Source organism: Variovorax sp. J31P207 (genome assembly GCF_030316965.1).
Classification (GTDB): domain Bacteria; phylum Pseudomonadota; class Gammaproteobacteria; order Burkholderiales; family Burkholderiaceae_C; genus Variovorax; species Variovorax ginsengisoli_B.
In genome coordinates this window covers 54867-69620 of the sequence record NZ_JASZYN010000010.1, presented here as the reverse complement: position 1 = coordinate 69620, position 14754 = coordinate 54867, and the positions used below count along the sequence as shown (strand labels likewise).

12 protein-coding genes are annotated in these 14754 nt (G+C 68.4%); 5 read left to right on the top strand and 7 right to left on the bottom strand.

All coding sequences use genetic code 11. The features are described 5' to 3' along the window. Nucleotides 1–5 precede the first annotated feature (5 nt). Entirely contained in the window at nucleotides 6–389 is a 384-nt protein-coding gene (locus QTI68_RS28615) for a histidine kinase dimerization/phospho-acceptor domain-containing protein (protein ID WP_286526537.1), read from the top strand. Further along, complete coding sequence (locus QTI68_RS28610; protein ID WP_286526536.1) at nucleotides 374–1756, top strand: sigma-54-dependent transcriptional regulator; 1383 nt, start codon at nucleotides 374–376, stop codon at nucleotides 1754–1756. The genes QTI68_RS28615 and QTI68_RS28610 overlap by 16 nt, the downstream gene beginning before the upstream one ends. Here QTI68_RS28610 and QTI68_RS28605 read toward each other — a convergent pair. Beyond that, nucleotides 1744–6300 (bottom strand): PAS domain S-box protein, encoded by a 4557-nt coding sequence (locus tag QTI68_RS28605; protein WP_286526535.1) that lies wholly within the window; start codon nucleotides 6298–6300, stop codon nucleotides 1744–1746. The two genes, QTI68_RS28610 and QTI68_RS28605, sit on opposite strands and share 13 nt — an antisense overlap. 298 nt (nucleotides 6301–6598) lie before the next feature. Between QTI68_RS28605 and QTI68_RS28600 the strand changes: the two genes are divergently transcribed. Both QTI68_RS28600 and QTI68_RS28595 read left to right on the top strand, forming a co-directional pair. Next, complete coding sequence (locus tag QTI68_RS28600; RefSeq protein ID WP_286526534.1) at nucleotides 6599–6880, top strand: hypothetical protein; 282 nt, start codon at nucleotides 6599–6601, stop codon at nucleotides 6878–6880. A gap of 19 nt (nucleotides 6881–6899) precedes the next feature. Next, a complete protein-coding gene (locus tag QTI68_RS28595; RefSeq protein WP_286526533.1) occupies nucleotides 6900–7229 on the top strand; it encodes a hypothetical protein in 330 nt (109 codons plus the stop codon). Between the two features lie 8 nt (nucleotides 7230–7237). Here QTI68_RS28595 and QTI68_RS28590 read toward each other — a convergent pair whose 3' ends face one another. Genes QTI68_RS28590 through QTI68_RS28575 form a run of 4 tightly spaced genes read right to left on the bottom strand, consistent with a single transcriptional unit; the run spans nucleotide 7238 to nucleotide 10881 of the window. Next, entirely contained in the window at nucleotides 7238–8110 is an 873-nt protein-coding gene (locus QTI68_RS28590) for an ABC transporter permease (protein ID WP_286526532.1), read from the bottom strand. Continuing rightward, nucleotides 8107–8973: an ABC transporter ATP-binding protein gene (locus QTI68_RS28585; RefSeq protein WP_286526531.1), complete on the bottom strand. Its 867-nt coding sequence runs from the start codon at nucleotides 8971–8973 to the stop codon at nucleotides 8107–8109. The genes QTI68_RS28590 and QTI68_RS28585 overlap by 4 nt, the downstream gene beginning before the upstream one ends. Nucleotides 8974–8977: 4 nt before the next feature. After that, on the bottom strand, nucleotides 8978–9988 hold the full coding sequence (locus QTI68_RS28580; RefSeq protein ID WP_286526530.1) for an ABC transporter substrate-binding protein: 1011 nt from the start codon (nucleotides 9986–9988) through the stop codon (nucleotides 8978–8980). A gap of 8 nt (nucleotides 9989–9996) precedes the next feature. Next, entirely contained in the window at nucleotides 9997–10881 is an 885-nt protein-coding gene (locus QTI68_RS28575) for a TauD/TfdA dioxygenase family protein (protein WP_286526529.1), read from the bottom strand. 243 nt (nucleotides 10882–11124) lie between these two features. Between QTI68_RS28575 and QTI68_RS28570 the strand changes: the two genes are divergently transcribed. Continuing rightward, nucleotides 11125–12111, top strand: coding sequence for a CysB family HTH-type transcriptional regulator (locus tag QTI68_RS28570; protein WP_286526527.1), 987 nt, complete (start codon nucleotides 11125–11127; stop codon nucleotides 12109–12111). Nucleotides 12112–12146: 35 nt separating this feature from the next. Here QTI68_RS28570 and msuE read toward each other — a convergent pair whose 3' ends face one another. Together msuE and QTI68_RS28560 are read right to left on the bottom strand one after the other, a co-directional pair. Next, a complete protein-coding gene (gene msuE, locus QTI68_RS28565) occupies nucleotides 12147–12725 on the bottom strand; it encodes an FMN reductase (RefSeq protein WP_286526525.1) in 579 nt (192 codons plus the stop codon). 77 nt (nucleotides 12726–12802) lie between these two features. Next, nucleotides 12803–14728 (bottom strand): FAD-binding monooxygenase, encoded by a 1926-nt coding sequence (locus tag QTI68_RS28560; RefSeq protein WP_286526524.1) that lies wholly within the window; start codon nucleotides 14726–14728, stop codon nucleotides 12803–12805. Between the last annotated feature and the right edge of the window lie 26 nt (nucleotides 14729–14754).

Here is a 14754-nt window from a genome sequence, read left to right as displayed (position 1 = left end):
CCCTCATGAAGCATCGATACCTTCTTGGCGCGGTCGTTGCGGTCGCGTTGCTCGGCATGGTTCTTTCGCGACCCCGCTCCGGCCCGCGCGAAACCGCCGAGGCGCTGCGAGAGAGGTCGCGCGCGCAACGCGCCGACGCGGCCGCGCGGCTGGCCCGGTTCGACCATGACCTGCGCACCCCCGTGGGCACCTTGATGAGCGCCGTCAGCCTGCTCGAGGCCGCGCCCGACGACGCCGCCCTGCGGGCCGAAGCCTTGGGCCTGATCTCGCGGCAACTGGCGCGCCTGACCGGCCTGGCGGATGACCTGCACGACCTGGCGCTGGAACTGCGCCCGGTGGCGCGACCCTCCCCGGCGGACGCGAGGCAGATCCCATGGGACACGCGCTGATCGTGGAAGACGACGAGGACGCGGCCCGCATGCTGGGCAGCCTGATCGCGCGCGAGCGCCACACGGTGTCGGTCGCGCCTTCCCTGGATGCGGCCCGTCGCCTGCTCGCGGCCCAGCAGCCGGACCTCATGCTGCTGGACCTGCACCTGCCCGACGGCAGCGGGCTTGAGATGTTCGAGAGCGGCGAACTGCTCTCAGACACCGAGATCGTCCTCATGACCGGCCATGCGACCCTGGAGACCTCCATCCGGGCCTTGCAGCTGGGGGCTGCCGACTACCTGGTCAAGCCGATCAACCCCGAGCACCTCAAGGGCCTGCTGGCGCGCTTGATTCGACCGTCCCGGCTGCGGGCGCAGGTCGAGCAGATGAATCAGCAGTGGCGCGAGACCGGCCAATTCGGGGCGCTGATCGGCGCCTCGCTGTCGATGCAGAGAGTGTTCCAGCAGGTCGCGCGCGTCGCGGGCACCGCCGTGACCGTCTTCGTCCACGGAGAGAGCGGCACTGGCAAGGAGTTGGTGGCCCGCGCCGTGCACGACCTGAGCCGGCGCCGGGAACTGCCCTTCCTCGCGGTCAATTGCGGCGCGTTGTCGCCGAACCTGATCGAGAGCGAGATCTTCGGCCACGAGCGTGGCAGCTTCACCGGCGCCGACCGCCAGCACCACGGCTTCTTCGAGCGTGCCCGCGGCGGCACGCTGTTCCTCGACGAGCTCACCGAGATGCCGCCCGCGCTCCAGGTCAAGCTCTTGCGCGTTCTCGAAAGCGCCACCTTCATGCGGGTCGGGTCGACCCAGGTGCAGCAGACCGACGTCAGGATCATCGCTGCCACCAACCGGGACGCTGCGCAGGCGGTCGCCGACGGATCGCTGCGCGAGGACCTGTTCTATCGGGTCAACGTCTTCCCGATCCACCTGCCTCCGCTGCGCGAGCGCCTCGAGGACGTGCCGCTGCTGGCGGACAGCTTCCTGCGCGAACTCGAGGACCAGGAGCACCAGCGCAAGCGCTTCGCGCCGGGCGCGCTCGCGCGCCTGTCCGGCCACCCCTGGCCCGGCAACGTGCGGGAACTGCGCAACGCCGTGCAACGCGCCTGGGTCATGGCGGAAGGCGAGGTGATCGACGAGCGATGGCTCACGCCCGGGCAGCACGGGCCGGGCGCCGTCGCCGGCGATGCGGCCGCGGCGGCATCGCCGGGCGATCCCGACGCGCCGGCGCTCAGTTTCAGGGTGGGAACGCCGCTGGCCGAGGTCGAGCGCGAACTGATCCTCGCCACCTACGAGCACTGCCGACGACGCAAGGAGCCGACGGCGGCGCTGCTCGGCATCAGCATGAAGACGCTGTACAACCGGCTCAAGGAGTATCAGTCTTCCTGAGCCCGGGCCCGGGCCTCCCGCGCCCGGACCACGGCCTCGAGCACCTTGGCGGTGCTCGCCGGCTTGGTGAGGTGCGCATCGAAGACCTGGGCGCCGTCGTGACGGGTGGCCGCGTCGCCCCATCCGCTGAGGGCGACCAGCGCCATCCGCGCCGCCCAGGCTTGCTCCCGCAGGGCGCGTGCCACGTCGACGCCGTTGATGTCCGGCATGCCGATGTCGAGGATCGCCGCATCCGGATGCAGGCGTGCGGCCGTCTCGAGCGCCTGCGTGCCGTTCGAGACGACCATGGTCTCGTGGCCCGCCAACTGCAGCAGCCGGCCGAGAGTCCAGCCGGCATCGACGTTGTCGTCGGCCACCAGGATTCGAAGCGGCGTTGGCGAGCGCGCCGGTTCCGGCTTCGCGGCTTGGGCCGGCTCCGCCACCGGCGCAGCCAGCGGCAGGGTCACGCTGAACCGGCTGCCTCGGCCCAGGCCGTCGCTGAAGGCCTCGATACGCCCGCCGTGCTGTTCCACGATGCTCCGCACCAGGGCCAGGCCGATGCCGAGCCCTTCGTTGGTGCGGTCCGCCGCGGCGGGGCCCTGGGCATAGAGCTCGAAGATGCGCGCGATGGTTTCCGGCGCCATGCCGACGCCGTTGTCGATCACCGAGATCCGCACCGAATCGGCCTCGAACTGCGCGGTCAGCAGCAGCGCGCCACCCGCGGGCGTGTAGCGCGCCGCGTTGGCGAGCAGGTTCACGAGGGCCTGGCCGATGCGCAAGGGATCGACGTGCACATGGACCGGCGTCGAAGGCAGTTCGATCTTGAGCGTGTGTCCCGCGGTCTCGATCAGCGGGAGGGCGGTCTCGACGGCCGCGCCGACGAGGTTCGCGACGGTGACGTCGAGTCGGCGCAGCTCGAGTTGCCCAATCGCCAGGCGCGAGACATCGAGCAGGTCGTCGACGAGCAGCTTCATGCTGCGCACCTGGCGCTGGACCACCTGCGCGGCACGCCGCCGCTCGTCCGCGTTCGCCTGGTCGCCGGTCAGCAGGTCGGAGGCGCTCGCCATGGAGGCCAGGGGATTGCGCAGTTCGTGCGACAGCACGGCGATGAAGCGGTCCTTGGCCGCGTCCGCCGATTCGAGCGCGGCCCGCGCTTCCCGCGCCGCGGTCTGGTCGCGCAGGATCTTGACGAAGCCGATCACGCGCCCGCTGCCGTCGTGCATGCGCATCAGCACGCCGCTGCCCCAGAAGCGGGTGCCGTCCTTGCGCTGGTGATATCGCTCGTCAGCGGCCCGCTCGTTGAAGGTGGCCGTCTCGGCTTCCTGCATCGGCGCGTTGGCGGCCCGGTCTTCGGGCGTGAAGATGATGTCGGCCGGAAGTCCCTTGACCTCGGCCTCGGCGTAGCCGAGCAGGCGCTCGGCGCCGGCATTCCAGCTCGTGATGACCCGGTGGATGTCGGTGGAGAAGATGGCGTAGTCGCGCGCGTTCTCGACCACCAGCCGCAGGTGTTCCTCGCTGCGGCGCAGCGCTTCCTGCGCACGCTTGGCTTCCCCGATGTCGCGCGCGGTCGCCGTGGCGCCGACGACGATGCGGTGGGGATCGACGATCGGCGAGACCGTGAGCGACAGCTCGATCCGGGTTCCGTCCTTGGCGACATACACGGTCTCCAGGTTCTCGACGCTCTGGTTGTGCTTCACGCGCTCGAGGATGCCGAGGCGCTCGAGCGGGTCGCCATCCGGCGCGAGCATCGTGATCGAGCGGCCAACGACCTCTTCGGCCGCATAGCCGAAGATGCGCTGCGCGCCGCTGTTCCAGCTCAGGATCTGGCCTTCGAGCGAGAAGCTGATGATGGCGTCGACCGACGAGGCGACCACCGTCGACAGCCACTGGCTCACCTGCTCGGCCTGCTTGCGCTCGGTGATGTTGATGAACGACAGCACGACGCCCGCGATGCGGTCCTCGGTGGTCCGGTAGGGAAGCAGGCGGGCCATGAACCAGCTGCCGTCGTCGCGCCCGACCTCGCGTTCGATGGGAATCAACTTGTCGAGCACATGGGCCGCGTCATCGCCCAGCGCGGGGTATTGCAGCTGCGAGGCGAGATCGGACAACGGGCGGCCGACGTCGCCTGGAATCAGGTTGAACAGCCGAACCGCCGCGGGCGTGTAACGCGTGATGCGCAAGTCGCGGTCCAGAAACACGGTGGCGATCGCGGTGGCGTTCATGAGGTTCTGCATGTCGCTGTTCGCGTGCGCGAGTTCGTCCACCTTGCACTTGAGTTCGTGGTTGACGGTGGTCAGCTCCTCGTTGATCGACTGCAGCTCTTCGCGGCTGGTCTCCAGTTCTTCGGTGGCCGAGCGCAGCTCCTCGTTGATCGCCTGCAGTTCCTCGTTGCTGGCCTTGAGTTCCTGGGTGGAGTTCTCGTACTGCTCGACCGTGTCCTGAAGGTGGGAGCGCATGCGCTCGAGTTCGTGGTCGAGCTGCTGGACGAGCGGATCGGCATCCACGCGCACCGCCGGCGACGCATCGGCGTCGGCGGCCGGCTGGGGCGGGGAATCGAAGATGACCAGCGTGAAGTCCAGCCCTCCGTCCCGCACCGGGATCACCCGGATCGCGATCCGGCGCGCGCTGCCGTCGACCGTGACCGCGGTGGGTGGAGACTCGACCGCCAGGCCGGTGCGCGTTGCCTGGTGCAGCGCCGCGCGCAATTCGATGCGCAGGTCGGCAAGAACGAGCCGCAGCAGGTTGCGCGTCGGCTCGCCGGCGCCGTACTGCAGGAACCGGCCCGCGCTGGCCGACAGATGGACGATGTCGTCGTTTCGATCGACCAGCAGGGACGGCGCGCAGAGGTGCTCCAGCAGCTTCAGGTGCACGTCGCCCCAGGACGCGTTGCGCCCGTCCGGGCCGGCGCGGCTCGACCCGAGCACGGCCTGCTGGAAGACATGCCCGGCCACGACCGGCGCTTCGCGCAGGGCGCGCCCCACGTCCATCGCGAGGGCCAGGCTGCTGGGCCCGGCCGGCAATGGGATGCCGGCGATCGGGACGTCGCGGCGGGCGTAGATGCGGTGCTTCTTGTCGAGCACGCGGAAATGCGGGTTGCCGTCCTCCACCGATTCGGAGACGCCGAGGAACAGACGGCCATGCGGCATCAGCGCGAAGCCCAGCACCTCGAACACGCGCGCCTGCGCCAGGGGGTCGAGGTAGATCAGCAGGTTGCGGCAGCTGATCAGGTCCAGCCGGGAAAAGGGCGAGTCGCGCAGCAGGTCGTGGGAGGCGAACAGGACCATCTCGCGCACCTCGCGGCGAACGCGGTAGCCATCGTGCGACTTGATGAAGTAGCGTCGCAGCCGCTCGGGCGACAGGTCGGCCTCGATGGCCATCGGATAGCGGCCGTCGCGGCCTGCCTGGACGGCGCTCTCGTCGAGGTCCGAGGCGAAGATCTGCAGGGTGGGCGGGGCCTCGAGCGTGCGCGTGTACTCGAGGAGCAGGATCGCGATCGAGTAGGCCTCCTCGCCGGTCGCGCAGGCGGCCACCCAGACGCGCACGACGTCGTTCGGTCCCTTGCCCTCGAACAGCGCCGGAAGGTGGCGATTCAGGGCGTCGAAGCACTCGGCATCCCGAAAGAAGTTGGTGACCGAGATCAGCAGGTCCTGCAGCAGCGCCCCGGACTCCCCGGAACGGGTGCGCAGGCAGTCGAGGTACGCCGTCAGGCTGTCCACCCCGTTGACCTGCATGCGGCGCGCGATCCGGCGCACGATGGTGGCGCGCTTGTAATAGGCGAAGTCGCGGCCGGTGCGTGCGCGCAGGAAGGCCAGGACGTCGCGCAGCGGCGCCTCGTCGGCCTGCGCCGAGCCGGGCGCGACGGCCGGATGCGGGCCCTCCTCCGGCGGCAGGCGCAGGCGCTTCTCGATGCCGTAGTAGTCGAGCAGGCGGGACGAGATCTCGGCGACCGGCAGGATCCAGTCCACCATGCCGGTGGCGATCGCCGCTGCGGGCATGCTGGCATGCTCGGCCTCCGCCGGATCTTGCGCGATGGTGAGGCCGCCGCGTTCCTTGATCCGCTTGATCCCGATGGCGCCGTCGCCGTCGCCGCCCGACAGCACGACCGCGCCGGCATGCGGGCCATGGGTGTCGGCGAGCCCGCGGAAGAACAGGTCGACCGCCACGCGCTTGCCGGGGGCACGGTCGAGGTCGGCCAGCTGCAGATAGCCGTCCGCCGATTCGAGGGCCTTGCCGGGCGGAATGACGTAGACGGTGTCGGGCTGTACCTTCAATGCCTCGTTGACCTGCAGCACGGGCATCGAGGTGCTGCGCTGCAGGATCTCGGCCACCATGCTCTCGCGCTCTGCCGCCAGGTGCAGGACGACCGCGTAGGCGATGCCCGAGTGGGGTGGGAGGCTGCTCAGAAAGGTTTGCAGGGCCGGGATGGCGCCGGCCGAGCCGCCGATGCCCACCAGCGGCGTCATGGCATAGCCGCGGGTCGGAACGACGTTGTCGATCAGGCTGCCGAGTTCCTCTTCGAGATGGTCCGGGGTCAGGGTCTTCATGGCGCCGGCGGAGCCGGTCACGGCAGCTCCGCGCAAGACTCATTATGCGATTCGCCGACCCAGCAAAAGCAGCGTCCGCATGCAAGGATTGCCGCAAGATCGGCCTGCGCCGCGCACAACTTGCCGACCCGGGAAAGGGCTGGCGCCAGTCACCGGCCAACGCGCCGAGGATGGCCGGCGGCCGCGGCCTGGAAATCGAACAGGCCCAAGGCTTGCTCTACCCGCCCCCATGACCCCTCCCGATGTCTCGGCCGCCCTTGCTGCGCACTACAGTGCGGCCTGCGCCCTGGGACCGCGGGCGGCGCGGATCGCCAGCAGGTTGCTCGACGACCTGTTCGGCATCCCTGTCGAGTGGCGCTTTTCGTTGCGGGTGGCCTTGGCGCATCGCGAGGCGCAGGGCAACCCCGAGCTGTCCGCCTCGGACCATGCACTGCTGTCGTGGGTTCGGCAGGAAGGCTTCGAGCAGGCCGGAATCCGGGCCGAGACGGACGAGCAGCAGTCGGCACGCGATTTCGTCCGGCAGGTGATTCATGCCTTGACGGGGCACGGCGACGCCCATGCGCTGCCGCGCGAGCAGGTTCACAGGATCGCGTCACGTTGACCCAGCCAAGGAGATGACCATGATCCCTCCGCGCGCATCCCAGGCGGCCCCGCGACCGACGCCTTCCGTCGCGGGCTTCGGCAGCCTCGTCGATCTGGCGTTGGTCACCGCCACCCACTCGACGGTGGAGGTCTGCGGCCTGTGCAGCACCGCCAACCGGCTCCATTCCAAGGCCTGCAAATGCTGCGGCTATCGCTTCCCGGCCGCCTACGCGGCGGCTCGCCCGCGCGATTCCCGTTGGGCCGCGCGCGTTCTGGGCATCGTTCGGGGCGAGGGCTTCGACGTCGTTGCCTTGTGCCTGGTGATCTATTTGCTGTTGTCGGTCGCCCGCTTCATCCCGGCGACCTGAGCCGGTCGCTATCGCTGCTGGCCCCAGCGCCGGACCGTCAGCCGCTCCAGCGTCGCGAAGCCGAGGCCTTCCACCAGCAGCCCGATCAGGACCACCATGGCGAGGCCGGCGAACACCCGGTCGGTATAGAGCTCGTTGCGGTTCTGGAAGATGTACCAGCCGAGCCCGCCCTTGCCCGACGAGGCACCGAACACCAGTTCGGCCGCGATCAGCGTGCGCCACGCGAAGGCCCATCCGATCTTCAACCCCGACAGGATCGCGGGCAATGCGGCCGGCACCAGAATCTGCAGCACGTAGCGCAGGCCGCGCAGGCCATAGTTGCGGCCCGCCATGCGCAAGGTCTCGGGCACCCCCTGAAAGCCGGCATAGGTGTTCAGCGCCAGTGGCCACAGGACCGAATGGATCAGGACGAAGACGAGGCTGCCGCGACCCAGCCCGAACCACAGCAGCGCCAGCGGCAGCAGCGCGATCGCGGGCAGCGGGTTGAACATCGAGGTCAGCGTGTCCAGCAGGTCGCGCCCGAGCTGGGTCGACACCGCGAGCGTGGTCAGGACGAAGGCCAGCAGCACGCCGGCCAGGTAGCCCTGCAGCAGCACGGCAAAGGAAATGCGCACCTTGTCGATCAGCTCGCCGCTCGCGAGCCCGTCCACCAGCGCGCGCGCGGTGGCGCTGAAGGTCGGCAACAGCAGGTCGTTGTCCTGCCAGCGCGCCAACAACTCCCACAGCACGGCGAGCACCGCCAGGATCAGTCCCTTGCGTACCCCGCCTTGCGCCCAGACACGGGTCGCGAAAGGCAGCGCGCGTTCGACCGGCAGCTCGGTGAACGGCTCCAGCCTGCGCTCGTATTCGCCGCGGACCGGCGGATTCAGCAAACCGCTCATGCGCCTGCGCCCTCTTCCTCGAACAGCATCCGATGGATGCGCTGCGCCGCCGCCTGGAACTCGCTGCCGCCGAGGCTTTCGAGCGTGAAGCCGTGGCTGTTGATCTCGGCACGCATGCGGCCCGGATGGGGCGACAGCAGCGCGATGCGGTTGCCCACCACCAGCGCCTCCTCGATCGAATGGGTGACGAAGAGCAGCGTGAAACGCACCTCGTCCCACAGCGCGAGCAGCTCTTCCTGCATCTTGCGGCGCGTGAGCGCGTCCAGGGCGGCGAAGGGCTCGTCCATCAGCAGCACACGCGGCTGCATCGCCAGCGCGCGGGCGATCGCCACGCGCTGCTTCATGCCACCGGAGAGCTGGTGCGGATGGACGTCGGCGAACCTGGCCAGGCCCACCTTGTCGAGGTAGTGCAGCGCGCGCTCGGCGGCTTCCTTCCGGCCCAGCGTGCGCGAGGCCAGGAGCGGAAACATCACGTTCTGATGGACTGTCTTCCAGGGCGGAAGCTGGTCGAACTCCTGGAACACCACGATCCGGTCGGGCCCCGGCACGCTCACGCCTCGGCCGTCGAGCCGGATCTCGCCTTCGACCGGCCGGATGAAGCCGCCGATCGCCTTGAGCAGCGTCGACTTGCCGCAACCCGAAGGGCCGAGCAGCACGAAGCGGTCGGCCTCGTGCAGGTCGAAGCTCACGCGGTGCGTGGCGCGCACCACGCGCTCGCGGGTGCGGTATTCGAGGCTCACGCCGTCGACCTGCAGCAGCGGCGCAGCCAGCGACGCGGCCTCCGCGGCGCGCCCGGGCGCGGGCTGCGGCGCGGTCACGGGCCGCGCGAAGGCCGGACCGGCGCGCAGCATCGTCGTTGTCATGCGCTTAGTTCCCCGCCGCGTTCTGGGCGTCGTCGAAGAAGTAGTCCTTCACCGAGGCGGGCTTGTTCTTGATGGCGCCGATCCGGTGCATGAACTCGGCGAGCTGGTAGGTGTTCTGCGGCGTGGTCTTGAACTGGACCTCGGGGTTCTTGATGATCTTGATCAGCAGGTCGCGGTCGATCTTGGCGTTGCTCACCTTGATGTAGATGTCGGCCGCCTGCTCGGGATGGGCCGCGACGAACTGCGCGGCATCGTTCAGCGCCTCGATGAAGGCCTGGTAGGTCTTCGGGTTCTCGGCGCGGAACTTCTCGGTGGCGTACAGCACCGTGGCCGAGGCCGGCCCGCCCAGCACCTGGTAGGAGTTGAGCACGATGTGCGCCTGCGGGTTGCCGGCGAGCTCCTGCTCCTGGAACGGCGGGTTGCCGAAATGGCCGGTGATCTCGGTGCCGCCCTTGATGATCGCCGCGGCTGCATCGGGATGCGGCAGCGCCACGCTGATCTTGTCGAGGCGGGCGAAGTCCTTGTCGCCCCACAGCTTGGCCGATGCCAGTTGCAGCACGCGCGACTGCACCGACACGCCGACCGCCGGCAGCGCGATGCGGTCCTTGTCCGTGAAGTCGGCGATGCTCTTCACCGCGGGGTTGTTGCTGACCAGGTAGTACGGGAAGTTGCCGAGCGACGCCACGCCCTTCACGTTCTGCCGGCCCTTGGTGCGGTCCCAGATCGTGAGCAGCGGACCGACCCCGGCGCCGGCGATCTCGATGTTGCCCGAGAGCAGCGCATCGTTCACCGCGGAGCCGCCCGAGAGCTTGACCCACTCGACCTTCGCATCGATGCCGGCGGCCTTGGCGTGTTTCTCGATGAGCTTCTGGTCTTGCGCCACGTTGAGCAGCAGGTAGACGACACCGAACTGTTCGGCGATGCGGATCTGGCCTTCGGCGCGGGCGGCCAGGCTGCCGGCCAGCAGGCCGAGGCCGGCGAGGACCGCGGCGGTCTTGCGAGTGATGTTCTTCATGGTGCGGATCAGAAAGGCGTGTCGCCCTGGATGGTGGTTCGATAGAGCTTGCGGCGCAGCGCGTCCGGCGTGCCGGCCGCCAGGTGCATGAGCGAGCGGTTGTCCCAGAACACCAGGTCGTGCGGCGCCCACTGGTGGCGATAGACGAATTCGGGCTTGACGCTGTGGGCGAAAAGTTCGGCCAGCAGGGCCTCGCTTTCGTCCTGCGGCAGACCGACGATGCGGGTCGTGAAATGCTCGCTGACGAAGAGCGCCTTGCGGCCGGTCTCCGGGTGGGTGCGGACCACGGGCTGGATGGCGGGCGCGACCTGGTCGATCTGCGCCTGCGAGAGCTTGGGGCGCCACGGGTTCTTCGCGCGCAGTTCCTCGTACTTGGCGAGATAGCTGTGCTCGGCCTTCAACCCCAGAATGCGCGTCTGCAACGCCGGAGCGAGCGCCTCCCACGCCAGGTGCTGGTCGGCGAAGAGCGTGTCGCCGCCTTCGCTCGGCAGTTCCTGCGCATGCAGCAGCGAGCCGAGGCTGGGCTTGTCCTTGTAGGAGATGTCGGAGTGCCAGTAGACGCCTGCATCGCCGAGCCCGATCGGCTCGCCTTTCTCCTTGATGTTGGAGACGATCAGGATCTCCGGCTGGCCTTGGAGCTGGAACTGGTGCAGCACGTGGATCTCCAGCGGCCCGAAGCGGCTGCTGAAGGCCACGTGGTCCGCCGGCGCCACCTGCTGGTCGCGGAAGACGAGCACGTGGTGGTCGAGATGGGCGCGGTGGATGCGCGCGAAATCGACCTCGTTGATGGGCTTCGAGATATCGAGGCCGATGATCTCGGCGCCGACGGGTGCGTCGAAGCGGCGAACCTCGAAAGTCTGGGTGGGTGCCGTGGGGGCTGTTGCGACGGCCATTGGAAGCGACGGACAAGTGAACAAGTCCGCCACTCTAGGGATCGCGCAATCAACGGGGAACGACTGATTTCTTGCTTGCTTATGAATAACTCATCTGAAGCGCCGTCCCTGGCCTGGCGGCGCCTCAGATCATTCGCTTATTTGAAATCAACGATTCATTCGTTCGAGATCCGGGGCGGCGATCGCACAATCGGCCGCCGAGTGCCATCGGGCACCTCCTTCTTGCTTGCTTGCCTGGACGCCATGAATTTCCAACAGTTGCGCTCCGTGCGCGAAGCCGTGCGCTGCGGCTTCAATCTCACCGAAGCAGCCCATGCGCTGCATACCTCGCAGCCGGGCGTCAGCCGCCAGATCCGTGAACTCGAAGACGAACTGGGCGTCGCGCTGTTCGCCCGCGTCGGCAAACGGCTGACAGGACTCACGGCCCCCGGGGATCACCTGCTGCCGATCATCGAGCGCATGCTGCTGGAAAGCCACAACCTGCGCCAGGCCGGCCAGGAGTTCCTGGCGCAGGACGAGGGTTTGCTGTCGATCGCCGCCACCCATTCGCAGGCCCGCTATGCGTTGCCGGTGGCGGTGCAGGAGTTCAGGGGCAGCTTTCCCAATGTGCAGCTTCACCTGCGGCAGGGCTCGCCCAAGCAGGTCGCCCAGATGCTGCTGGACGGCGAGGCCGACGTCGGCATCGCGACCGAGGCACTCAGCGACTATCCGCAACTGGTCGCCCTGCCGAGCTTCCGCTGGACCCATTCGATCATCGCGCCGCCCGGGCATCCCTTTCTCGACGGCCCGCTGACCCTGGAGCGGCTGGCGGCCTATCCGCTGGTCACCTACGACAGCGGCTTCACGGGCCGCACGCGCATCGACAAGGCTTTCGCGGCGGCCGGCCTGAAACCCAACCTGGCCATCACCGCCATGGATGCCGATGTCATCAAGACGTACGTGGAACTCGGCCTGGGCATCGGGATCGTCGCCGGCATCGCCTTCGAAACGGAGCGCGACACCCGGTTGCGCGCGGTCGATGCCGGCCGGCTGTTCGGAATCAACCTGACCAAGGTCGCGGTGCGGCGCGGCAGCTACCTTCGCGCCTACGTCTATGCCTTCATCGAAGCCTTCTCCCCCACCCTGTCGCGCGCGGCGGTGGAAGAAGCACTGGGGACTCCTGCGGCCGACGAGGGCGAGGCGGTCCCCGCGTCGGCGATGGAGCAGCTGCTCGCACACGCCCAGCACTGACGCGGCCGTTCGGCGCTGCGAGGCGCCGAAGAGGCTCAGGCCAGCGAGAGCACCGGCACTGCCGCAGCGCCTTTCGCGCGCTGGCGCAGCACCGGCAGCGCGCGTTCGACCGCCAGGTCGATCCGCGCCTGCAGCGACGCGCTCGCGACACGGTAGTCGTCGAACTCCTTGTCGGTCGCGTAGACGCCGATCGGCAGCGTGTGCGCCTGGAAGAAGCTGAACAGCGGGCGCAGCTGGTGGTCGATCGCGAGCGCGTGCCGGTCGCTGCCGCCGGTGGCGGCAAGCAGCACCGGCACATCGATCAGCGACTCGTGGTGCACGAAGTCGAACAGGTGCTTGAAGAGGCCCGTGTACGAGCCTCGGTAGATCGGGCTCGCCACCAGCAGGAGGTCGGCGGTCTCGATGTCGCGCAGATGCGATTCGACCTCGGCCGGCAGATGCTTGCGCTGGAGCACGTTGCCGAACTTCGGCACGATGTCGCCGAGCTGGATCAGGCGCGCTTCGGCCGGAAGCGCATCGGTCAGTCCTTCGAGCAGATGCTCGACCAATGCCAGGGTGCGGGACGGACGCTGCAGGCCGCCGGAGACGGCGACGATCTTGAGTGTGTTGGCCATGATGATTAATGAGGAGAGCACCCTGACTGTGCCCCCGCCGCGTGCGTTCCGGCCCTGTCGGGCCAGAAGCATTTCAGTTATCCATATGCGGAATTCTCTGGAAGCGACGGCGTCCGCGACGGCTTTCGATCACGCAGGAAGCGTCCGAAGAAGGCCGCAATCTCGGCATGCGCATCCAGCGGCAGCACGTTCGAAACATACTGGTCCGGACGAACGACGACCATGGCACCCTGCGCACGGTCGATGCCACGGAGATCGAAGATGTCGGGGCCGTTCTTGAGATCCGGGCAATAGGCCTTCTCGTAGTCGATGAGGCCGAAGCAGCCCTTGCGCGGCATCAATATCGAAGGCAGCGCCTCCACCTTGAGTTCGAGGTGCCCCTGCTGGAAGATCGCGCGGACGTCGATGACGCTGTCGATGTCGACATCGGTCCCGGTGGGCGTGAAGCGGCGGATCGGCGAGTCCGGCGAATCCGCCAGGAAGGCCATGAGGTCGCGCAGGCGGGTGCCGGTCGAATCGGCGAACGCATAGAGGCGCCAGGCCCCGTCGGCGCGCGCCGCATGGCCGAGCTGGACCGGCTTGGCATCGGCCAGGCGCACGACGGGGGCCGAGTGGAAGCGCATGCCGATCGTGAAACCCTTGGCGAGGTCCTGGTGGGTCGCTGCGGCTGTGAGCGGCGTCGTCGGGGTGTAGTGGGTCGCGACGCCGGCCGTATAGCGACCCGACTTCACGAAGTAGGCCTGGAGTTCCTGCGGATCGACACCGCCGAGTTCCGGATGCTCCGGATCCTTGGGCGGCGACGCCATGATCTTCGACCACTCCTTGTCGAAGTCGATGAGCCGCTGCGCGATCGCATGGCGCTCGGTGTTGTAGGTGCGCAGCAATTCAGGGCCGGCACGCCCTTCGAGCACCGAGGCGAGCTTCCAGCCCAGGTTGAAGGCGTCCTGCATCGAGACGTTCATGCCCTGGCCGGCCTTCGCGCTGTGGGTGTGGCAGGCATCGCCGGCGATGAAGACGCGTGGCAGGCGCGAGCCGACCTGGTCCGCGGGGACGTCGTCGAAGCGGTCGGTGACGCGCTGGCCGACCTGGTACACCGCGAACCACACCACCCGCTTGACGTCGAGCGAGTAGGGATGCAGAACGCGCTGGGCGGTGGCGATGACCTTCTCCTGGGTGAAGTCCTTGACGGCTTCGCGATGGTTCGGGTCGATGTCGCCGAGGTCGACATAGAGCCGCACCATGTAGCCGCCCTCGCGCGGGATGAGCAGGATGTTGCCCTCGTCCGCGGACTGGATGGCGGCCTTGAGCCGGATGTCCGGGAAGTCGGTGACGGCCAGCATGTCCACGACGCCCCAGGCGTGGTTGGCGAAGTCGCCCTGCGGCATGGCGCCGATCGATTGCCGCACCCCGCTGCGCGCGCCGTCGCAGCCCACCACGTACTTGGCGCGGACCGTGCTCTCCGAGCCCTTGGCCACGTCGCGCAAGGTCACCACGACCGGGTGCTCGCCCTCGGGCTCGACCTTCAGGGTGACGAACTCCAGCCCGTAGTTGGCCTCGAGCCGGGTCGGCGACATGCGCATGTAGTCGAGCAGGTACTGCTGCAGCCGGGCCTGGTTGACGATGAGATGCGGAAACTCGGACAGGCCATCCGCGGTGTCCTGGACGCGGCCGGTGCGCTCGATGCGCGTGCGGTCTTTCTTCGACGGCCGCCAGAAGACGGTCTCGTTGACCCAGTAGGCTTCGCGGATGAGTTTCTGCGCCAGGCCGAAGGCCTCGAACATCTCCACCGTGCGGCAGGCGATGCCGTCGGCCTGGCCGACCTTGAGCGGGCCATCGCGGCGCTCGACCAGCCGGGTGCTGATGCTGGGGAAGTTCGACAGCTGTGCAGCCAGCAAGGCCCCCGCGGGCCCGCTGCCGACGATGAGGACGTCGACGGTGTCGGGGAGCGCCTCCTTGATGATGTCGGGATCGCCGGGCGCGTAGCCATTGAGATAGAACTGCATGTTGCCTCCGTGATGACAAGAATACG

Coding starts and splice junctions, on each gene's coding strand:
- QTI68_RS28585 (WP_286526531.1), bottom strand. CDS start 8,973: ATGACAACGACGATGCTGCGCGCCGGTCCGGCCTTCGCGCGGCCCGTG.
- QTI68_RS28595 (WP_286526533.1), top strand. CDS start 6,900: ATGATCCCTCCGCGCGCATCCCAGGCGGCCCCGCGACCGACGCCTTCC.
- QTI68_RS28580 (WP_286526530.1), bottom strand. CDS start 9,988: ATGAAGAACATCACTCGCAAGACCGCCGCGGTCCTCGCCGGCCTCGGC.
- QTI68_RS28560 (WP_286526524.1), bottom strand. CDS start 14,728: ATGCAGTTCTATCTCAATGGCTACGCGCCCGGCGATCCCGACATCATC.
- QTI68_RS28570 (WP_286526527.1), top strand. CDS start 11,125: ATGAATTTCCAACAGTTGCGCTCCGTGCGCGAAGCCGTGCGCTGCGGC.
- QTI68_RS28575 (WP_286526529.1), bottom strand. CDS start 10,881: ATGGCCGTCGCAACAGCCCCCACGGCACCCACCCAGACTTTCGAGGTT.
- QTI68_RS28610 (WP_286526536.1), top strand. CDS start 374: ATGGGACACGCGCTGATCGTGGAAGACGACGAGGACGCGGCCCGCATG.
- QTI68_RS28590 (WP_286526532.1), bottom strand. CDS start 8,110: ATGAGCGGTTTGCTGAATCCGCCGGTCCGCGGCGAATACGAGCGCAGG.
- QTI68_RS28615 (WP_286526537.1), top strand. CDS start 6: ATGAAGCATCGATACCTTCTTGGCGCGGTCGTTGCGGTCGCGTTGCTC.
- msuE (WP_286526525.1), bottom strand. CDS start 12,725: ATGGCCAACACACTCAAGATCGTCGCCGTCTCCGGCGGCCTGCAGCGT.